Source organism: Bradyrhizobium genosp. A, assembly GCF_049949275.1.
Classification (GTDB): domain Bacteria; phylum Pseudomonadota; class Alphaproteobacteria; order Rhizobiales; family Xanthobacteraceae; genus Bradyrhizobium.
Window position 1 is genome coordinate 69794 of record NZ_CP188196.1, and the last position, 21572, is coordinate 91365.

Here is a 21572-nt window from a genome sequence, read left to right on the forward strand (position 1 = left end):
TCACCCGGCGCTACGCGCCGACCTCTCCCGCAGGCGGGAGAGGTTGAGCCCGTGGTTAGCTAAGCGGGCTCCATCGAGACCTAGTTCAGCCTGAACCTGATCCCGCTCTTCGCGAGGCCGCCAGAAATCCCGACCGGCGTGCCATCCGCGCGCCAGCAGGCGGCGCCGGTCATGGTGCCGTCGTCGTGGAAGGCGATGCCGTTCATGCCGCCGGCGACCGTTGCGACCGGCTGAACCTTGTGGCCGAGCTCCGCGAGTTTTGCGCGCACGATCTCCGGCACCGTCTGCTCGACCTCGAGCGCATTGCCTTCGGTCCAGACCCGCGGCGCTTCGACCGCCTCCTGCAGGCTCATGCCGTGATCGATCAGATTGACCAGCGCCTGCATCGCGCTCGGGAAGATGCGTTTTCCGCCGGGGAGGCCCAACGCGTAGCGCAGCTTGCCGTCACGAAGCGCCATCATCGGCGACATCGAGGTGGTCACGCGCTTGCCCGGCGCCAGCGAGAGCGCATGGCCCGGCCGCGGATCGAACAGGTTCATGTAATTGTTGGCGATGGCGCCGAGACCCGGGATCATGATCTTGGCGCCGAACAGATTGTTGATGGTCTGCGTGGTCGCGACCACGTTGCCGAAGGCGTCGGCTGCCGTCATGTGCGTGGTGTGCGCGCTTTCGAGCTGCGTCACGCCGGCGCCCCAGGCTTGCGCCCGCGCCGGATCGATCGCGCGGCGGCGCTGCTCGGCGTAGGCTTTTGACGTCAGCATCTCAACGGGCACGCCGACATAGTCAGGATCGCCGCTGGCCGCGGCGCGGTCGGCGAAGGCGATCTTCATGACTTCGGCGAGGTAATGGATGGTCTCGGCCGTGCCGAAGCCGAGGCCGCCGATGTCGTAGCCCTCCAGGATGTTGAGCATTTGCGCGATATGCACCCCGGAGGCCGCAGGCGGCGGCGGCCCCAAAATTGTCCAACCGCGATAGTCGGCGCGGATCGGCTGCCGCTCGACGGTCTTGTAAGAAGTGAGATCGTTGCGGCGGATAAAGCCGCCGGCCCTTTCCATGTAGTCGACGAGAATGTCGCCGAGCGGCCCCTCGTAGAGCGCAGCCTCGCCGTGGTCGGCGATATAGCGAAGCGTCTCGGCATATTCGGCCTGCACCACGCGCTCGCCGACCTTGAGCGGCTCTCCATCAGGCAGATAGATCGCCGCGATCGGCTTGTCCTTGCGCATCGCGGCGGCGCTCTCGCTGATGCATTCGTGCAAGTACGGCGTCGCGGCATAGCCGCGCGCCGCGTGTTTGATCGCGGGCTGCATGATTTCGGCGAGGCTCATGGTGCCGAACCGGCGCAACGTCTCGCACCAGGCTTTCAGCGATCCCGGCGTGGCGACCGCCTTCGGCCCGTTGAGGTTCTCGTTGCCGACGGTATCGAACACGTCATGGGCCGAGCCCGGCTTCGACGTGTAGGTGGTGTCGCGGACCGCCGCGGGCACCGTGCTCTGGCCATCGATGAAGCGGTGGCTGCCGTCCGCCAGCTGGATATGCGCCATGCCGCCGCCGATGATGCCGACCATCATCGGCTCGACCACGGTCAACGTGAACAGGGTGGCAATGGCGGCATCGATGGCGTTGCCGCCGGCCGCCAGCATCTCGATCCCGGCGCTGGAGGCGAGGGGATGGTTGCTCACCACCATGCCGCGGCTCGAGACCGCGGGCATCTTCTGGCATTCAAAGCTCGTTGCCGTCCTGTCGCGCCAATTTCCGCCCATGCCGCTTGCCCTTCTTATTCACTGCGGCGAGCACATCACACGCAGGATTACGGGTCCAGTAATGGTACGGATTAGCTGGCATTCCCGATTCTGCCATCATTATTACCGTTGATTCGGACATCCGCGGTCCCCTTTGGATCGGGCAGGGCACGTCCTGGGCGAGAAGAGCTCAGCATCAAGAAGCGATGCACGTTCGCGTGGCGTTACCCCTGGACCCAGGCACTCCAAAGGATTGATCTTCCAATGCACACGATCGTACTCGCCACCCAAAAGGGCGGCAGTGGCAAGAGCACCCTCGCCATCGGCCTCGCGCTGGCGGCCAAGCAGGCCGGCTTCACCGTCCGCCTGATCGAGACCGACCCGCAGGGCACCCTCTCCAACTGGCAGCGCCGCCGCAACAATGACGATATCGTCGTCGAGCCGATCTATCACGCCGCCGATTTCGCGCCGCGGCTGAAGATGCTGGCCGAGAGCGGTCTGCAGCTCGCGATCGTCGACACCGCGGCCGGCCTCAGCGCCGCCACCACCGCCGCGATCCGCTATTCCGACCTCTGCCTGATCCCGGCCCGCCCGAGCGTCGCCGACATCGAGGCGACCATCTCCACGCTCAGCGTCGCGCGCGCCTGGAAACGTCCCTACAGCTTCGTGCTGAACCAGACGCCAATCCGCGGCCAGCGCATCGACAACGCGGCCAACGCCGTCGCCGAAGAAGCCGCGCTCGATCTCGGCGACGTGCTCGCACGCCCCATGATCGTGATGCGCAACGATCACCAGGACTCGCTAGCCTCAGGCCTTGCGGTCAGCGAATTCGTGCCGAACGGCAAGTCGACCGAGGAAGTCCGCGGCCTCTGGCAGTGGGTTGAGACCCGGCTCAACATCTCGGCGACCAATGTTCTGATCGACCAGGTCATCTCGGCTGCCGAGGGCATGCTGCACGTCGTCGCCGAACAGGCACCGAACGACACGACGACTCTGGCGTCCTGAGCGGGGCTATCGCTCAGGCCGCAGACGGGCTCCTCGCTATCCGGTGAAAGAGCCCAAGCGACGAAGCAATCCGGCCACCAGCCCTGCCGGATTGCTTCGACTCGCATCCGTATTCGTACAACATTCACAAAACTGTCATGCTGCGGCATCCTCAGAGGTGATTCGCGACATGACAGCGATTGCGTTCGAGATGCGCTTCGTTGTCGGCTAGGGCCGCTCGATGCGCACACTGGTCTTCGCTACACAAAAAGGCGGCTGCGGCAAAAGCACGCTCGCCGCCGGCATCGCGCTCGCGGCGCAGCAGGACGGCAATCTGGTTCGCCTGCTCGACACCGACCCGCAGGCAACGCTGTCAAATTGGCAACACCGCCGACCGGCGCATGACCTGGTCGTCGAAGCCGTTCAGGACGCCGTCGAGATCGAACCGCAGTTGCGGAAGCTTCGCCGCGAGGGAGTTGACCTCGCCATCATCGATACCTCGGCCGGCATGAATGCGGCGACGCGGACCGCAATTCTTTGTGCCGACCTTTGCCTCCTGCCAACCCGGCCAAGCATCGTCGATCTCGAATCGACCGTTTTGACGCTGCGCGTCGTCAAAGCTGCGCGGAGGCCATTTGCATTCATTCTTAACCAGGCACCGATCCGCGGCGAACGCAGCAATCTCGCGGCGCTCTCGCTGAGTCACGAGACGCAGCACGAGCTTGCCGGCATCGTGGCTCTGCCGTTCATCGCGACCCGCAATGATCACCAGGATGCGCTCGCCGCCGGCCTCACTGCTCTCGAATACGCACCGGACGGCAAGGCGGCTGATGAGGTCCGCCGTCTCTGGGAATGGATCGAAACGCGTTTGCGAAGTCAGTTGGTGGCCGGAGGTCGCTCGGCTTCGCCCGGCCGTCTCGATGAGGAAGACCCCGACGTACCCTGGGACTCATGTCTATGATTGCGCGAGCCTCGATTGGGCACCGCAACCGCTCCGGTTCACTTCTGACATTTCGGACACCAGAAAGTCGACCGCCCGTTCTGCGTGAAACGCTTCACCGTACCGCCGCAAGCAGGCGTCTTGCAGGTCTCGCCCTCGCGGTCGTAGACCCTGAACGAGTGCTGGAAGTATCCGAGCTCGCCCGAGGTCTGGCGATGGTCGCGCAAGCTGGAGCCGCCGGCCTTGATGGCGTCGTTCAGCACGGTATGGATGGCACCGACCAATCTCTTCGCATGATCGGTCGGCTCGCCCCCGCCAACACCCCTGCGACCCTTGGTCGCGAGCGTCGCAGCGATTCGGCGCGGCGACAGATGCGAACGATGCAACGCTTCGCAAACATAGATGTTGCCAAGCCCTGCCACCACGCGCTGGTCTAGCAGCGCCGCCTTCAGGCTCGTGGTCTTGCCCTCACAGGACCGCGCCAGCATCGTTGCATCAAACTCGTTGCCGAGCGGCTCGGGGCCGAGGTCGCGCAGCAGCGGCTCGTCCTCGAGTGCGTTGCGCGCGATCACTTTCATGTAACCGAAGCGGCGCGGATCGTTGAAGACGATGTCAGCGCCCGAGGACATTCGAAACAGCACGTGGTCGTGCGTCGAGTCTTTGCCCCGCGGATAGTGAAACTCACCGGGTGCAGCCTGGTTGTCCGGCTTGATGATTCGGAACGAGCCCGACATGCCCAGATGCATCAACAGCACGTCGCCGGAGGCGAGATCGGCCATGAGATATTTTGCGCGACGACCGAGGCCCGTGACGACCTGTCCCTGGAGCCGTGCCACGAAATCGGGCTGGAAGGGAAACCGCAGATCCGGCCTGCGGGCCTCCGCGACGACGATTTTCGCGCCCTCCATGACGGGCTGAAGGCCGCGGCGGACGGTCTCGACTTCGGGCAATTCAGGCATGGTCAGGCATTCACCTTATGAGGGCGGTGTGATAGCGCCATTGCGGCGGCCGCGCTATGGTCCGCGTCGTGGAGTAGAGTAATGGATCGGCCGGGCGAAACCACGCATTTTGGCTTCAAAGACGTTCCCCTGGGGGATAAGCAGACGCTGGTGAACGATGTGTTTCACAGCGTGGCGTCGCGCTATGATTTGATGAACGATTTGATGTCCGGCGGCCTGCACCGGGTCTGGAAGGACATCATGATCAACGCGCTGGATCCGCCGCGGGGCGACCGGCCGTTTGCATTGCTCGACGTTGCCGGCGGTACCGGCGACATCTCGTTCCGGGCCGCCAAGGCGGCAGGTCCGGGCTTCCATGCCACCGTATGCGACATCAATTCCGACATGCTGGCGGTCGGCCGCGAGCGTGCCGCCAAGCGCCACCTCGAAACCCAGGTCGATTTCGTCGAGGGCAATGCCGAAGCGCTCGCCTTCGCCGACCGCAGCTTTGACGCCTATACGATCGCTTTCGGCATTCGCAACGTGCCGCAGATCGACAAGGCGTTGCGCGAGGCCGATCGCGTGCTCAAGCCCGGCAGCCGCTTCCTGTGTCTGGAATTCTCCACCGTCGAGATGCCCGGCCTCGACAAGCTCTATGATCTGTTCTCGTTCAGGGTGATCCCGCCGCTCGGCCGCATGGTGACGGGCGACGCCGAATCTTACCAATATCTCGTCGAATCGATCCGCAAGTTTCCGAAGCCAAATGCGTTCGCCGACATGATCCGCGACGCCGGCTTTTCTCGCGTCAGCTTTCAGACCCTGACCGGCGGCATCGTCGCACTGCATTCGGGCTGGCGTTTGTGATCTCTGCCATCACCCACATTTCGCGCCTGATCCGTGCCGCGTTCGTGTTCGCGCGCGAGGGCGTGTTCGGCGCCGTCGACCCAAGCCTGGTGCCGCCGCCCGGACAGCTTGCGCTGAAACTCGCGCGTATCGTCGAACGCCGTGGCGACAAGCAGGGACCAAGGATCTCGCGCGCGCTGACACGGATGGGCCCGGCCTATCTCAAGCTCGGCCAGTTCCTCGCGACGCGTCCTGATGTCGTCGGCTTCAACATGGCGCGCGACCTCGAAAGCCTTCAGGATCGCCTGCCGCCGTTTCCGCAAGCCGAAGCCGAAGCCACAATCGCGACGTCGCTGGAACGGCCGCTGAAGGACGTATTTGCAAGCTTCGGTCCGCCGGTAGCGGCCGCCTCGATCGCGCAGGTGCATCGCGGCGAGGTGATGCGCGATGGCATCCGCAAGTCTGTTGCCGTCAAGGTGCTGCGGCCGAGCGTGGCGTCGCGGTTCCGCCGCGATCTCTCCGACTTCTTCTTCGTCGCGCACAAGGCCGAGGCTTACTCGTCCGAAGCACGGCGCCTGCGCCTGATTGAAGTCATCAACACCATGTCGCGCTCGGTCGCGATGGAGATGGATTTGCGGCTCGAGGCGGCCGCGCTGTCCGAGATGGCGGAGAACACGCGCGACGATCCAGATTTCCGCGTGCCGACCGTCGACTGGGACCGCACCACGCACAACGTGCTGACGATGGAGTGGATCGACGGCATCGCGCTGAACGATCACAAGCGCCTGGAAGAGGCGCAGGTGGATTTACCCGATCTCGGCCGCAAGGTGATCCAGAGTTTTCTGCGCCACGCGCTGCGCGACGGCTTCTTCCACGCCGACATGCATCCGGGCAATATGTTCCTGGACGATGCCGGCCGTCTCGTCGCGGTCGATTTCGGCATCATGGGCCGGCTCGGCATGAAGGAGCGGCGCTTCCTCGCCGAAATCCTGCTCGGCTTCATCACGCGCGATTACCGCCGCGTCGCCGAGGTGCATTTCGAGGCGGGCTATGTGCCCGCGCATCACTCGGTCGAGAATTTTGCGCAGGCGATCCGCGCCATCGGCGAACCGATCCACAATCGCACCGCCGAGGAAATTTCGATGGCGCGTCTCTTGACGCTGCTGCTCGAGGTCACCGGCCTGTTCGACATGACGACGCGGCCCGAGCTGATCCTGCTGCAGAAGACCATGGTGGTGGTCGAGGGCGTGGCACGCGGCTTCGATCCCAGGCTCGACATCTGGAAGGTCGCCGATCCCGTGGTGCGCGAATGGATCGAGCGCAATCTCGGACCGATCGGTCGGGTTCAGGGCGCGCTGGCCGGCGGCGGCGACCTCGCCCGCATCCTGACGCGCCTCCCGGATCTTGCCGCGCGCTCGGTCGCGGTGCTCGAGCAGCTCGAGACCATGACGCGGGAGGGCATTCGGCTGTCGCCGGAGAGCATCGCCGCGATGGGGCGCAGCGAGGGCCGCAAGAACCGCTGGCGCACCGTGGCGCTCTGGATCATTGCCGCGACCTTCATCGGCATCCTGATCGCCGTCCGGAATCTATGATTGCACTGCAAGCACACGGGTGATAGCATCGCTATCATTTCGTGCTGGGGGCGTCATGGCAAGCCTGACCATCCGTAAGCTCGACGAAAACGTCAAAACCTATCTGCGGCTGCGTTCGGCCAAGAACCACCGGTCGGTCGAGGAGGAGGTCCGGGTCATCCTGCGGGAGCTGATCGAGGGCCGTGAGGAGCCGCTGACCCCGTTTGCGGTACCGCCCGAGGCATCTCCTGCACCCGCGTCCCCGCGCTCCAGCGCCGTCCCCGAGGCCAGCGTCACCCTGATCATCGGTGGCGGGATCGCAGCCTTCAAGTCGCTCGACCTGATCCGCAGGCTGAAGGAGCGCCGCATCGAGGTCCGCTGCGTGCTCACCAAGGCCGCAGCGCAATTCGTCACGCCGCTCTCGATCAGCGCCCTCTCCCATGAGCGTGTATACACCGATTTGTTCGATCCCCAGAGCGAGTTCGACGCCGGCCACATCCGCCTCGCGCGCGACTGCGACTTGATCGTGGTGGCGCCGGCGACCGCCGATTTGATGGCCAAGATGGCCAACGGCCATGCCGACGATCTCGCCAGCGCCATCCTGCTCGCGACCAACCGCAAGATACTGATCGCGCCGGCGATGAATCCGCTGATGTGGAACAATCCGGCGACCCGCCGCAACGTTGCGCAGCTTCAACGCGATGGCGTGCTGCTGATCGGCCCCAACTCCGGCGAGATGGCCGAAGCGGGCGAGGCCGGTGTCGGCCGCATGTCCGAGGCGATCGAGATCGCGACCGCTGCCGAGCGGCTGCTGCGGCCGGCGGTGCCGCGCCCGCTCGCCGGCAAGCGCGTGCTGATCACCGCAGGTCCGACCCACGAGCCGATCGATCCGGTGCGCTACATCGCCAATCGTTCTTCGGGCAAGCAGGGCTTTGCCATTGCCGCGGCGGCGCAGGCCGCGGGGGCCGAAGTGATTCTGGTGAGCGGCCCGGTCGATCTCGACGACCCCGCCGGCGTCACGGTGAAGCGTGTGGAATCGGCGCGGCAGATGCTGGAGCAGGTGCAGGCAGCACTTCCCGCCGACATCGCGATCTTCGCCGCCGCCGTCGCCGACTGGCGCGTTGCCAATGAAGGCGGGCAGAAGCTGAAGAAGACCTCGGCCGGCATGCCGCCGCTTCAGCTGGTCGAAAACCCCGACATCCTCGCCACGATCTCCAAGCTCGCCGACAAGCGCCCGCCGCTGGTGATCGGCTTCGCCGCCGAGACCGAGCATCTGATCGACAACGCCAAGACAAAACTCGCCCGCAAGGGCTGCGACTGGATCGTCGCCAACGACGTCTCGCCCGCCACAGGCGTGATGGGCGGCGACCGCAACACCGTGCACCTCATCAGCAAGAATGCTGAGAACAACGGCGAGATCACAGTTGATTCCTGGCCGGTGATGACCAAGGAACAGGTCGCCATCGAACTGGTCGCGCATATCGTAAAAGGCGTCACCGACAAATCCCGGGAGCCTGCATCTTGAGCACGACAATCACCGTCGAACTGCAGCGCCTGCCCCATTCGGAAGGGCTGCCGCTGCCGGCCTATCAGACCACGGAGGCCGCCGGCCTCGACCTGACGGCGGCGGTGGCGGACAGCGAGCCGATGACGCTTTCGCCCGGCCAATATGCGCTGGTGCCGACAGGGCTTGCGATTGCCCTGCCGCCCGGACACGAGGCCCAGGTGCGGCCGCGCTCCGGGCTTGCGGCCAAGCACGGCGTCACCGTGCTGAATTCGCCCGGCACGATCGACGCCGACTATCGCGGCGAGATCAAGGTGATCCTGATCAACCACGGCACCGCGCCGTTCGTGATCAAGCGCGGCGAGCGCATCGCGCAGATGGTGATCGCACCCGTGGTCCAGGCCGCATTGGTTCCCGTGACGACGCTGTCGTCGACCGATCGCGGCGCCGGCGGCTTCGGCTCGACCGGCCGCTAGTTTTTTTACACCTCTCCCGCTTGCGGGAGAGGTCGGCACGCTCGCAGAGCGTGGCGGGTGAGGGCTCTCTCCACGCAGGGAGCGTCCCGTTGCGGAGACACCCTCTCCCCAACCCTCCCCCGCAAGCGGGGGAGGGAGCGCACTGGCTTCGTGGCGAGTAATCCGACATGCTAACGTGCGGCAATTCCAGCCGAATCATCCCGAGGAACTACGTGCATTGGAACCGCGTGGCCGGCATTTTTAGGGGGCCGCCTTTGCGTTCACGATCTGGACTCTTACCGGCCGAGTCACGGTGAGGGTATTGTCGTTTGATTCGCGTGCGGCGGGGGTCGCCGCGCGTAAATTCGTGCGGTCTTGGGGCAACTATGTCAGGCGTGATCGTGTCGATGCGTCGGACGCTGTTGTCGTGCACTTCGTTGGCGCGCAACGGCCTATTCGGAGGCGCTCTCGCAGCGCTGCTGCCGGCTGAGCCGGCGGAAGCCGCCGACCTCGTCGATACTCTCTCGATATTGCTGGATTTCAACCGGCAGGAGGTCGCGGTGCTGGCCACCGCGCTGGCTTTGCTCGGCTTCACGGTCGTGGCCGCGATCCTGCTGATGCGCACGCGCGTGCGCACGGCCGAGAACGAGGCGGGACTGCGCGCGCGGATCCGGGAACTCCAGCTCCAGTCCGATCGCTTCGGCGCGCTGCTGTTCGCCGAACCGCAGGTCCTGATCTCCTGGCCGGCCGGCGATCATCGCGCACAGGTCTCCGGCGACATCTCGATGGTGCTGCCGCGTGATTCGTCGCCGCAGCGCGTGCTCGCCTTCGGAACCTGGCTGCCGCCGGAACCGGCGCTGCAGATGGACCACGCCGTCGATGCGCTGCGTGAGCACGGCGACGGCTTCCAGCTCACGCTGACCACCGCCAATGGCCATACGCTGGAAGCGATCGGCCGCGCCATCGGCGGCCAAGCCATTGTCCGGATTCGCGAACTCTCTGGCCTGCGGCGCGATCTGGCCGAGACCAATCTGCGCTACAGGGCGCTCTCCGACGAGACCGAGATGCTGCGCGGCTTCGCCGCTGCTGCGCCATGGCCGATCTGGGCCAAGGGCGAGAACGGCGCACTGACCTTCGCCAATCCAGCCTATGTGCGCGCGACGGAAGCGACCAGCATCATTGACGCCCAGCAGCGCAAGCTCGAGCTGCTCGACAGCGCCGACCGCACCGCCATGGAGCGCAGCCTGAAGGACGGCGCGAGCTTTACCTCGCGGCTGCCGATCGTGACCGGCGGCGAGCGGCGCATGTACGACGTGCGCGCCGTCAATGTCGGCAACAGCAGTGTCGGCGTCGCGATCGACGCCAGCGAGGCGGATGCGCTCAGCGCAGCCCTGGTGCGGATGGCGGAGGCGCATCGCCGCACGCTCGACCAGCTCTCGTCTGGCGTCGCCGTGTTCGACGGCCATCGCCGGCTCGCCTTTTACAACGATTCCTACCGGCGGCTGTGGGACCTCGACCGCACCTTCCTCGACGCCCAACCCGATGATTCCAGCGTGCTCGACCAGCTCCGCGCGGCGCGCAAGCTGCCGGAGCAGCCCGACTTCCGCGCCTGGAAAGCAAAACTGCACGAGGCCTATCGCGCGGTCGAGGCCGCCAAGGACACCTGGTACCTGCCCGACGGCCGCGCGCTGTCGGTCGTCACCACGCCCAATCCCGAGGGCGGCGTCACCTATCTGTTCGACGACGTCACCGAGAGCCTCGAGCTCGCCCGTCGCTTCGACGGCATGATCCGGGTCCAGCGCGAGACCCTGGACAGCCTCGCCGAGGGCGTCGCGGTGTTCGGCAGCAACGGCAGGGCGCAGCTGTTCAATCCGGCGTTCCTGCGGATGTGGAAGCTGTCGAACGACGCCATGCGCGAGGAACCGCATATCCAGACTGTCGAGGGCTGGTGCCATCAGCTGTTCGACGACCCCGTGGTCTGGCGCCAGATCCGCGAGGCCATCACCTCGATCGAGAACCGTGGCGACGTGCCGATCAAGCTGGAGCGCAAGGACGGCAGCGTGCTCGACGGCATGATCCGTCCGTTGCATGACGGTGCGACCATGCTGACCTTCCTCGACATCACCGACACCGAGAACGTCGAGCGCGCGCTGCGCGAGCGCAACGAGGCGCTGGAGACCGCCGACCAGATGAAGGTGGATTTCGTCCACCACGTCTCCTACGAGCTGCGCTCGCCGCTCACCACCATCATCGGCTTCGCGCATTTCCTCAGCGACCCCTCGACCGGGCCGCTGACGCCGAAGCAGGCCGAATATCTCGACTACGTCACCAAATCGACCAATGCGCTGCTCGCGCTGACCAACAACATCCTGGATCTCGCTACCATCGACGCCGGCGCCATGAAGCTGGAACTCGGCCCAGTCGATGTCAGCAAGACCATCGAGCTCGCCGCCGAGGGCATCCAGGACCGGCTCGCGACCGACCGCATCCGCCTCAAGGTCGAGATCGCGCCCGATGTCGGCAGCTTCGTCGGCGACGAGAAGCGCGTGGTGCAGGTGCTCTATAATTTGCTCGCCAACGCCGTCGGCTTCTCGCCGCAGGATTCCACCGTCGGGATCAGCGCGCGCCGCACCGAGCGCAGCGTGGTCTTTATTGTGACAAATTCCGGACCTGGAATACCTGCCGACATGAAGGACAAAGTATTCGACTGGTTCGAAAGCCGCTCGCAGGGCTCGCGTCATCGCGGCGCCGGGCTCGGGCTGTCGCTGGTGCGCTCCTTCGTCGAGCTGCATGGCGGCAAGGTGCAGGTGGATTCGGTCGTCGGCAAAGGCACGGTCGTGATCTGCGACTTCCCGACCGACCAGGCGGCGCATCGCGACGCCGCCGAATGATCGCGCCGGCCACATTCTCTGTCGCGCTTCACAACGAGACGGCCACCGCGCAATTGATGGCCGATCTCGCGCTGCTGGTCGGCCCCGGCGATGTCATCACGCTCACCGGCGATCTCGGTGCCGGCAAGACTGCCGCGGCGCGCAGCCTGATCCGTTACCTCGCCGGTGACGAAGAGCTGGAAGTGCCGAGCCCGACCTTCACGCTGGTGCAGGGTTACGAGCTGCCGGCATTTCCGGTGATGCATGCGGACCTTTATCGCGTCGAGGATGAGAGCGAGCTCGAGGAGATCGGGCTATCGCTGCTGCCGGATGCGACGCTGGTGCTGATCGAATGGCCCGAGCGTGCGCCATCGGCGATGCCCGCGGACCGGATCGACATCGCGCTGACGCATCGCCAGGCGCTGGGCTCGAATGCGCGCGCCGCCGACATCACCGGCTACGGCAAGGCTGCGGCGACAGTCGCGCGGCTGAAGGCACTGCGCGAATTCCTCGACGCCTCCGGCTACATCGACGCAGGCCGCAAGTGCATGGCCGGCGACGCCTCGACGCGCTCCTACGCGCGACTGGTCCGCGACGACGGCGTCGTCATCCTCATGAACTCTCCGCAGCGCCCCGATGGCGTAGCGATCTACAACGGAAAATCATACGGTGCCGCGGTGCATCTTGCGGAGAACATCAAGCCGTTCGTCGCGATCGGCGAAGGCCTGCGCGCGGCAGGCATCTCGGCGCCCGCGATCCACCATTTCGATCTCGACCACGGATTTCTGATCTCGGAAGATTTCGGCAGCGAAGGCGTGATCGAAGGCGATCCGCCACGCCCGATCACTGAGCGCTATGAAGCCGCGACCGACGTGCTGGCCGTGCTGCACGGCAAGACGCTGCCGGAGACGCTGCCGCTGGACGGGCAGACCTATACCATTCCCGCTTTCGACACCGATGCGCTGCTGATTGAAATCGGTTTGATGCCGGAATGGTATCTGCCCGATCGTAACGCGCCACTGAGCGATGAGAAGCGCGCGGAATTCTTTGCGATGTGGCGCGAGCTGCTGAAGAAGCCGCTGGCCGCGCCGAAGACCTGGATCATCCGCGACTACCACTCACCCAATCTGATCTGGCTCGCGGACCGCACCGGCATGGCACGCGTCGGCGTGATCGACTTCCAGGACACCGTGCTCGGACCGCACTCCTACGACGTGGTGTCGCTGCTGCAGGATGCACGCATCGACGTGCCCGAAGCGCTCGAGCTGACGCTGCTGTCGCGCTACATCAAGGCGCGTCGCACCGAGGATGCAAGCTTCGATCCGGCCGGCTTTGCCGAGCTCTATGCCATCATGTCGGCGCAGCGCAACACGCGCCTGCTCGGCACCTTCGCCCGCCTCAACCGCCGCGACGGCAAGCCGCATTATCTGCGCCACCAGCCGCGGATCTGGACCTATCTCCAGCGTTCGCTGGCGCATCCGGCGCTTGGCTCCCTGCGCGACTGGTATCTCGCCAACGTCCCGCCGCCCCAATCCTGAGCCGGAGCCGGTTTACCCGCTGTTAGCCATCGCACCGATATCATCGCCCGCAGGCAGCCGGACAAATCAGGGCTGGAGCAAGGACAGATGGCGGTCAAAACGGACCAGCGCGGGAACAGCAGGGTTGTTTTCGAACGTGGGGTGCCGGCCCAGATGATGGGGATCGACGGCACCTGGCGGCGCGAATGCACCATGGAGGACGTCTCCGAAAGCGGCGCCAAGCTGACCATCGACGGCTCGGTCGAAGGTCTGCATCTGAAGGAATTTTTTCTCGTACTGTCGTCCACCGGGTTAGCGTACCGGCGCTGCGAACTGGCCTGGGTGAATGGTGACCAGATCGGCGTCAATTTCCTCAAGCAAGGCGACAAGAAGAAAAAGGCGCGTTCCACAGCCGTTGGGGCGTAGCGGCAACACACGTCGTACAACCGTCACGGGGGGTGGTTAAGGCCGTTCAGATGCGGTGCGGTCGAGTCCGGTCCGTGCTAGGATTGCTGCAAACGCGAATTTCAGAGGCTCGAGAAAGCGACGCATGTCCGTCAAACCGACCAAAGCCATGGTGCTCGCCGCAGGGTTCGGCCTGCGCATGCGTCCGCTGACGGATCAGATGCCGAAGCCGATGGTGCCGGTCGCAGGCCAGCCGCTGCTCGACCATGTGCTCGACAAGCTCGGCCGCGCCGGCGTGACCGAGGCCGTGGTCAACGTGCACTATCTGCCGGACCAGATCATCAACCATACCGCAACGCGCCAGCATCCACGCGTGACCATTTCGGACGAGCGCGACCAGGTGCTCGGCACCGGCGGCGGCGTGGTCAAGGCGTTGCCGCTGCTCGGCGATGCGCCATTCTTCCACGTCAATTCCGACACGCTGTGGATCGACGGTGTGCGCTCCAATCTGGCGCGGCTTGCGGAAAATTTCGACCCCGCGCGCATGGACATCCTGCTGCTGATGGCGCCGACCGCAACCAGCATCGGCTATAGCGGCCGCGGCGATTACGGCATGCTGCCCGACGGGGCGCTGCGCAAGCGCAAGGAAAAGGAGATCGTCCCGTTCGTCTATGCGGGCGCGGCCATCCTGTCGCCGGCGATCTTCGCCGAGGCGCCGCAGGGCGAGTTCTCGCTGACGAAAATGTTCGACCGCGCCAATGAGCAGGAGCGCCTGTTCGGCCTCCGCCTCGACGGCGTCTGGATGCATGTCGGCACACCCGACGCCATCCACGCCGCGGAAGAGGCGTTTTTGGAGAGCGTGGCGTAAGCCGCTCCAAACATGGTGCCGTAGGGTGGGCAAAGCGAAGCGTGCCCACCATTCAAGCTATTCCCGGATAACGAATATGGTGGGCACGGCGCAAGTGCGCCTTTGCCCACCCTACGGCACCTGCTCCAGCCCCGCGAACAGCGGGGACGATCTCGCCCAGCCCATATCCATTTGAACCCGCCTCCCTATATTGGCGCCTGATCCCCGAATCAGGCAGCCCATGCGCGTTTTCAGCGTTCCAATCTCAGCTCCGTTCCTGCGCACGATCGTCTCAGCCCTGCTCGACGGCCGGCTGGTCGACGGATTTGAGGCGCGCAAGGAACCGGCGCGGCTCGCCGACACCACGCTCTATTTGCCGACGCGGCGCGCCATGCGCGTCGTCCGCGAGATATTCCTCGACGAGATGGCGGCGGATTCCGTGGTGCTGCCGCGCATCGTCGCGCTCGGCGACATTGATGAAGACGAACTCGCTTTCGCCGACGAGGGCGAGCAGTTTTCCGGCGCAACGCCGCTCGAGATTCCGCCGCGGCTCGGCGAGCTCGAACGACGGCTGACGCTGGCGCAACTCGTCGCCGCCTGGGCCAAGGGCCCCGTGCTCGCGCCGCTGGTGGTTGGCGGGCCCGCCTCGACGCTTGCGCTCGCCGGCGACCTCGCCCGCCTGATCGACGACATGGTCACGCGCGGCGTCGACTGGAACGCGCTCGATGGGCTCGTGCCTGATAACCTCGATCGCTATTGGCAGCACTCGCTCGAATTCTTGCGCATCGCCCGCATCGCCTGGCCCAGCCATCTCGCCGAGATCAACCGGATCGAGCCTGCGGCGCGGCGCGATCTCCTGATCGCGGCCGAAGCGAAGCGGCTGACCGCGCATCCGCATGGGCCCGTGATCGCGGCCGGCTCGACCGGCTCGATGCCGGCCACTGCAAAATTCCTGCATGCGGTCGCCTCGCTGCCGCATGGCGCCGTGGTGCTGCCGGGGCTCGACACCGATCTCGACGACGACGCCTGGCGAACCATCGGCGGCGTGCGCGACGCGCTCGGCAAATTCGTGGAGCATCCGGCGTCGAACCATCCGCAATATGCCATGCATGCGCTGCTGGATCGTTTTGGTATCAAGCGCAGCGATGTCCATCTCCTCCAGCCACCGGCGGAAGGCGGCCGCGACCTCCTCGCATCCGAATCGATGCGGCCATCGGCCAAGACGGAAGTTTGGCACGACAGGCTGAAGCAGCCGGAGGTCGCCGCGAAGATCGCCGGCGGCATGAAAAATCTCGCAGTGGTCGAGGCACCCAACCCCGAGATGGAGGCGCTTGCGATCGCCATTGCGATGCGCGAGGCCCGGCATCTCGACAAATCGGCGGCGCTGGTGACGCCGGATCGCGCGCTGGCGCGGCGGGTGATAGCCGCCTTGGCGCGATGGGATCTCGCCTTCGACGATTCCGGCGGCGACGTCTTGATGGAAACCTCCGCCGGCGTGTTTGCCCGTCTCGCGGCGGCGGCGGCCACAAAGGGATTGGAGCCGCCGACGCTGCTGGCGATGCTGAAACATCCGCTGTGCCGGCTCGGCCGCGCGCCGGGTGCATGGAAGACAGCGATCGAGGCGCTGGAGCTCGCGATCTTGCGCGGCACGCGGCCGCCGGCGGCTACCTTCGGCCTGTTGCGCGAGTTCAACCGTTTTCGTGAGGAACTAGCAAAGCTGTGGCGCAGCGAGGTGTCCGCGTTGCATCACGCCGAGCCTCGCGCACGCCTCAAGCCGGAACACCTCGACCGCATTCAGGCGCTGATCGATGCCTTGCAAAAAGCGTTGGCGCCGATCGAGAGTCTAGCGTCATCGAAGCCGTTTGACTTCGCAGAGCTCGCGCACCGCCACCGCGAGATCATGATCGAGCTGTCGCGCGACGAGCAGGGCATTCCGCTCGCCTTCGAGGAACGTGAAGGCCTCGCGCTCGCCAGCGCCTTCGACGATCTCCTGCGCGGCGGTACCACCAGCGGATTGCTGGTGACGTTGTCCGACTACGCCGACGTCTTCCAGACCGCGTTCAGCGATCGCGCGGTGCGACGACGGGAAAAGCCGGGCGCGCGGCTGCAGATCTACGGCCCGCTGGAATCGCGTCTCATGCAGGCCGATCGCATCATCGTCGGCGGGCTGATCGAAGGCGTCTGGCCGCCCGCGCCGCGGATCGATCCCTGGCTGAGCCGGCCGATGCGCCACGAGCTTGGTCTTGATTTGCCGGAGCGCCGCATCGGCCTCTCCGCCCACGACTTTGCACAGCTGCTCGGCGGCAGCGAAGTGATCCTCACCCATTCCGCCAAGGCCGGCGGCGCACCAGCGGTGGCCTCGCGCTTCCTGCACCGGCTCGAAGCTGTCGCGGGCGACGATCTCTGGAACGCCGCCATTCGCGCCGGCGAGAAATACGTGCAGTTCGCGAGCGCGCTGGACCAGCCTTCCGAGGTCACGCCGATCAAGCAGCCGGAACCGCGGCCACCGCGCGCGACGCGGCCACTGAAAATGTCGGTCACTGCGATCGAGGACTGGCTGCGCGATCCCTACACGATCTACGCAAAACACATCTTGCGGCTCAATGCGCTCGATCCCGTCGACATGCCGCTCTCCGCCGCTGACCGCGGCTCGGCCATCCATGAGGCGCTCGGCGAGTTCACCGAGACCTACGCTGCACATCTGCCGCCCGATCCCGCCCGCGTGCTGCGCGCGATCGGCGAAAAGCATTTTGAGCCGCTGATGGAACGGCCCGAGGCGCGCGCGCTGTGGTGGCCGCGCTTTCAGCGCATCGCGCACTGGTTCGGCGAATGGGAGACGGCGCGCCGCGATGTGATCGAGGCCATCACCGCGGAGACCCGCGGCGAGATCTCGATCAAGCTCGACAACGAACGCAGCTTCCGTCTCTCCGCGCGCGCCGACCGCATCGAGCGGCGCCAGGGCGGCGGTTACGCCATCCTCGACTACAAGACCGGCCAGCCGCCGACCGGCAAGCAGGTCCGCATGGGCCTGTCGCCGCAACTGACACTCGAAGCCGCGATCCTGCGCGAGGGCGGCTTCCGCGGCATCGACGCTGGCTCGTCCGTGAGCCAGCTCGTCTATGTCCGCCTGAGCGGCAACAACCCGCCGGGCGAGGAGCGCATCCTCGAGCTCAAGTACAAGCAGGGCGACGAGCCGCAGCCGCCGGATATTGCTGCGGCGGAAGCGCGGGCCAAGCTGGAAGCGCTGATCCGCGCCTTCGACGACGAGAACCAGCCCTACACCTCGCTGAACCTGCCGATGTGGTCCAACCGCTACGGCGCCTATGACGATCTCGCCCGGATCAAGGAATGGTCCGCGGCCGGCGGCCTGGGGATCGAGGAATGGTGAAGGCGCCCCGCCCCATCCCGGATGAAGTGCGCGCGCGGCAGGCGCGTGCCTCCGATCCGACCGCGTCGGCCTTCGTGTCGGCCAATGCCGGCTCGGGCAAGACGCATGTGCTGGTGCAGCGGGTGATCCGCCTGCTGCTGTCAGGCGTGCCGCCGGAAAAGATCCTCTGCATCACCTTCACCAAGGCCGCCGCCGCCAACATGGCCGAGCGCGTCTTCACCACGCTTGGCCATTGGGTGACGCTTGACGATACCGGGCTCGACGCGGCGATCCGCGCGGTCGGTATTCCTCACCCCGACCGAAAAGTGCGCCGCGAAGCGCGAAAACTGTTTGCCTGCGCGCTGGAGACGCCGGGCGGCTTGAAGGTGCAGACCATCCACGCGCTCTGCACGCGCCTGCTCCAGCAATTCCCGTTCGAGGCCAACGTGCCTGCGCGCTTCGCCGTGATCGACGAGCGCGACCAGACCGACATGATGGAGCGCGCCAATCTGAAGGTGCTGCTGGAAGCCGCGCGCGATCCGGAGACCGTCACCGGCCGCGCGCTGCTGACCGCGATGGCGAGTGCCGCCGACGTCACCTTCAAGGAAGTCGTGCGCGAAGCTTGCCTGAGCCGCGACCATTTCATGGCTTGGACCGACGAGGCCGGCGACGCCGGTGCAGCGGCCGAGCAGATGGCAGCCGTGCTGGACGTCGATGCGAGCGACCGCATCGAGGACGTTGAGACGGAGATTCTCGATGGCCCGTTCCTGCCACGCTCGCGCTGGGACGACATCGCCTTTGCGCTTGATGATGGAAACAGGACTGAAAAGGACCAAGCCGATTGCTTGCGATCGGCAAAGGCGTTTTCCGGCGGTGCGCAGGTTGATGCTTATCTCGGCGTCTTTCTGACCGATGATAAGAAGCAACCGCGCAAGACGCTTCTCACCAAACAATTTTGCAAAGATCACCCGTCCATCGCTCACCTGTTCGAGAACGAGGCGCAGCGGCTCGATCCATTGATTGAGAAGCGCCGCGCCGTGACCGTGCGCGACCGCACCGCAGCCCTTCTTCATATCGCGACCGCCGCCGCTGCGAACTACCGCCGCGAGAAGCAGGAACGCGGGCTGCTCGATTACGACGACCTGATCGACAAAACGCTGGCGATGCTCAACCGCATCTCCTCGGGCTGGGTGCATTACAAGCTCGACCGCGGCGTCGATCACGTGCTGATCGACGAGGCTCAGGACACCAGCCCGCGGCAATGGGACATCGTCGCGCACATCATCTCGGAATTCACCGCCGGCGAAGGCGCGCGCGAAGGGCTGAGCCGCACGGTCTTCGCGGTCGGCGACGAGAAGCAGTCGATCTTCTCGTTCCAGGGCGCAGCGCCGCACGAATTCGACGCGCGCCGGCGCGAGCTGCATCGCAAGTTCAGCGCGGCCGGGCTGAAATTCGATCCGGTCGCCTTCACCTATTCATTCCGCTCGGGCGCCACGATCCTGCATTCGGTCGACCACGTCTTCCGCGATCCCCAGATCTACAAGAGCATCCATTCGGTCGAGATCGGGCATCCCCTGCACAACGCGCTCGCTGACGCGGGCCCAAGCGTGATCGAGCTGTGGGACCTTGCCGAGGCCGATGATCGGCAGGAGATCGAGGGCTGGCGCGCGCCGTTCGACGGCGTCGCCGTCACCAGTCCCGAGGTCAAACTCGCCCGCCGCATCCAGGCCGAGATCAAGCGGCTGGTCGAGAGCGGCACGCTGACGGGACATGAAGGCGAGCGGCGTCCACTGCGCTATGGCGACATGCTGATCTTGGTGCGCCGGCGCGGCAACGCGTTCGACGCGGTGATCCAGGCGCTGAAGCATGCCAACGTTCCGGTCGCCGGCGCCGACCGGCTCAAGCTGACCGAGCACATCGCGATCATCGATCTGATGAACCTTGCGGACGCGCTGCTGCTGCCGCAGGACGATCTCGCGCTTGCGGTGGCGCTGAAGAGCCCGTTGTTCGGTCTCGATGACGACGACCTGTTCCTGCTCGCCCATGACCGCAAGGGATCGCTGCGCCGCGCGCTCGGCGAGCATGCCGCTGGAAGCGAGAAATTCGCGACAGTGCTGCGACGCCTTGAGGCCTGCGAGATCCGTGCGCGCGAGGAGACGCCGTTTGCCTTCTATGCCTGGCTGCTCGGCGGTGACGGCGGTCGCGCGCGGATCCTGCGCCGGCTCGGCCATGAGGCCAATGACGCGCTCGACGAATTTTTGGAGCTGGCGCTGAACTGCGAGCGCAAGGCTCCGGCCTCGCTGCAGGGCTTTATGGCCTGGCTGCGCTCGGCGGACACCGAGGTGAAGCGCGACATGGAAATCACCCGCGACGAGGTGCGGGTGATGACAGTGCATGGCGCCAAGGGCCTGGAAGCTTCGGTCGTGTTCATGGTCGACACCACCTCATCGCCCGCGGATTCGCAACGGGTCCGGCTGATTCACGTCCCACGCGGCAATGGCGGCGAGGTCGTGGTCTGGGCCGGGCGCAAGGCGGACGATCCCAAGCCCGTCGCCGACGCCCGCAAGGCCATGATCGAGGAGACCGAGGACGAATATCGCCGCCTGCTCTATGTCGCAATGACGCGCGCGGCCGATCGTCTGATCGTCGGCGGCTGCCTGCCCGGCAACATGAGAACCGTCCGCAAGCTGAGCTGGTACGACCTGATCGACACCGGGCTCACCGGCTCCGGCCTGGACAAGCAGACGATAGAAACGCCGCTCGGCAAGGTGACCCGATTCGCGCGTCCAGAGGATGTCGTGGCGCTAGGCACGCCAGCGACTTCCATCGACCGAACGATCACGCTGCCGGACTGGCTGCGGACGCCGGCGCCGCGCGAGACCATCGACGACGATCCGGTGCGCCCCTCCGGCCAGTCGGCCGAAGAAGGCCGCGCGGTGCGGTCAGGCGAATCAGTCCAGTCGCGCGCACTGGCGCTGCAACGCGGCACGCTGGTGCACCGGTTGCTGCAGTCTCTGCCCGACATCACCGCCAAGCGCCGGCGCGAGGCCGCGCTTGGCTACATGACCCGCAATGCCGCGGACTGGATGGAAGCCGATCGTGCCGCGCTGGCCGACAAGGTGCTCGCCTTGATCGCCGAACCACGTTTCGCGCCGGTCTTTGCCGCCGGCAGCCGGGCGGAGGTCGCAATCGTCGGCCGGCTGGAGCGTCCGGGCCGATCCCCGGCGCTGGTGTCGGGGCAGATCGACCGACTGGTGGTGACGCCGGACGAGGTGCTGATCGTCGATTTCAAGACCAACCAGACCGCGCCGAAGAGCGCCGCAGAGGCGCCCGCCGCCTATGTCCGGCAGCTTGCGCTGTACCGGGCGGTGCTGTCGCGGCTTTACCCCCAAAAGCCGGTCAGAGCCGTCCTGCTCTGGACCGAGGCCCTTGAATATATGGAGATTTCAGCCCCCGCGCTGGACGCGGCGCTGGCATCCCTTCATGTCGGCGTGAGTGTCCTTGACCCGGCAAGGGGCCGTTCATAGGTTGACGCGATGATCACGGGCGCGATTCCAGGTCGCGCCGATTCGCTTTCAACCGAGTGAGGTAC

The 21572-nt window shown here is 65.7% G+C and carries 14 protein-coding genes; 12 read left to right on the plus strand and 2 right to left on the minus strand.

Annotated features, from left to right (window positions below; genetic code table 11):
• Positions 1 to 80 precede the first annotated feature (80 nt).
• Positions 81 to 1760, minus strand: coding sequence for a gamma-glutamyltransferase (ggt, locus tag ACP2YP_RS00305; protein ID WP_426421680.1), 1680 nt, complete (start codon positions 1758 to 1760; stop codon positions 81 to 83).
• A gap of 243 nt (positions 1761 to 2003) precedes the next feature.
• Between ggt and ACP2YP_RS00310 the strand changes: the two genes are divergently transcribed.
• Complete coding sequence (locus ACP2YP_RS00310) at positions 2004 to 2744, plus strand: AAA family ATPase (protein ID WP_426421681.1); 741 nt, start codon at positions 2004 to 2006, stop codon at positions 2742 to 2744.
• Between the two features lie 220 nt (positions 2745 to 2964).
• Positions 2965 to 3684 (plus strand): AAA family ATPase, encoded by a 720-nt coding sequence (locus ACP2YP_RS00315; protein ID WP_426421682.1) that lies wholly within the window; start codon positions 2965 to 2967, stop codon positions 3682 to 3684.
• Between the two features lie 38 nt (positions 3685 to 3722).
• On the opposite strand, the gene mutM is transcribed toward ACP2YP_RS00315, so the two are convergent.
• Positions 3723 to 4622: a bifunctional DNA-formamidopyrimidine glycosylase/DNA-(apurinic or apyrimidinic site) lyase gene (gene mutM, locus ACP2YP_RS00320; protein ID WP_426421683.1), complete on the minus strand. Its 900-nt coding sequence runs from the start codon at positions 4620 to 4622 to the stop codon at positions 3723 to 3725.
• An 81-nt stretch (positions 4623 to 4703) separates the two neighbouring features.
• Between mutM and ubiE the strand changes: the two genes are divergently transcribed.
• The 10 genes from ubiE to addA all read left to right on the plus strand — a co-directional run bounded on the left by ubiE (position 4704) and on the right by addA (position 21507).
• Positions 4704 to 5465, plus strand: a complete 762-nt coding sequence (gene ubiE, locus ACP2YP_RS00325) for a bifunctional demethylmenaquinone methyltransferase/2-methoxy-6-polyprenyl-1,4-benzoquinol methylase UbiE (protein WP_426421684.1) — start codon at positions 4704 to 4706, stop codon at positions 5463 to 5465.
• On the plus strand, positions 5462 to 7036 hold the full coding sequence (ubiB, locus tag ACP2YP_RS00330) for a 2-polyprenylphenol 6-hydroxylase (protein ID WP_426421685.1): 1575 nt from the start codon (positions 5462 to 5464) through the stop codon (positions 7034 to 7036). Before ubiE ends, ubiB begins: the two co-directional genes overlap by 4 nt.
• 55 nt (positions 7037 to 7091) lie before the next feature.
• Positions 7092 to 8540, plus strand: a complete 1449-nt coding sequence (gene coaBC / locus ACP2YP_RS00335; RefSeq protein WP_426421686.1) for a bifunctional phosphopantothenoylcysteine decarboxylase/phosphopantothenate--cysteine ligase CoaBC — start codon at positions 7092 to 7094, stop codon at positions 8538 to 8540.
• Positions 8537 to 8995 carry a dUTP diphosphatase gene (dut, locus tag ACP2YP_RS00340; protein WP_426421687.1) on the plus strand — a complete coding sequence of 153 codons (459 nt, stop codon included), beginning with the start codon at positions 8537 to 8539 and terminating at the stop codon, positions 8993 to 8995. The genes coaBC and dut overlap by 4 nt, the downstream gene beginning before the upstream one ends.
• A gap of 365 nt (positions 8996 to 9360) precedes the next feature.
• On the plus strand, positions 9361 to 11865 hold the full coding sequence (locus tag ACP2YP_RS00345; protein WP_426421688.1) for an ATP-binding protein: 2505 nt from the start codon (positions 9361 to 9363) through the stop codon (positions 11863 to 11865).
• Positions 11862 to 13382, plus strand: a complete 1521-nt coding sequence (gene tsaE, locus ACP2YP_RS00350) for a tRNA (adenosine(37)-N6)-threonylcarbamoyltransferase complex ATPase subunit type 1 TsaE (RefSeq protein ID WP_426421689.1) — start codon at positions 11862 to 11864, stop codon at positions 13380 to 13382. The genes ACP2YP_RS00345 and tsaE overlap by 4 nt, the downstream gene beginning before the upstream one ends.
• An 87-nt stretch (positions 13383 to 13469) precedes the next feature.
• A complete protein-coding gene (locus ACP2YP_RS00355; RefSeq protein ID WP_426421690.1) occupies positions 13470 to 13787 on the plus strand; it encodes a PilZ domain-containing protein in 318 nt (105 codons plus the stop codon).
• Between the two features lie 124 nt (positions 13788 to 13911).
• Entirely contained in the window at positions 13912 to 14634 is a 723-nt protein-coding gene (locus tag ACP2YP_RS00360) for a nucleotidyltransferase family protein (protein WP_426421691.1), read from the plus strand.
• Between the two features lie 220 nt (positions 14635 to 14854).
• The gene (gene addB / locus ACP2YP_RS00365; RefSeq protein ID WP_426421692.1) at positions 14855 to 18001 is read left to right on the plus strand and encodes a double-strand break repair protein AddB; all 3147 of its coding nucleotides are present in this window, start codon (positions 14855 to 14857) and stop codon (positions 17999 to 18001) included.
• Positions 17995 to 21507, plus strand: a complete 3513-nt coding sequence (gene addA, locus ACP2YP_RS00370; RefSeq protein WP_426421693.1) for a double-strand break repair helicase AddA — start codon at positions 17995 to 17997, stop codon at positions 21505 to 21507. The genes addB and addA overlap by 7 nt, the downstream gene beginning before the upstream one ends.
• Positions 21508 to 21572: the final 65 nt, after the last annotated feature.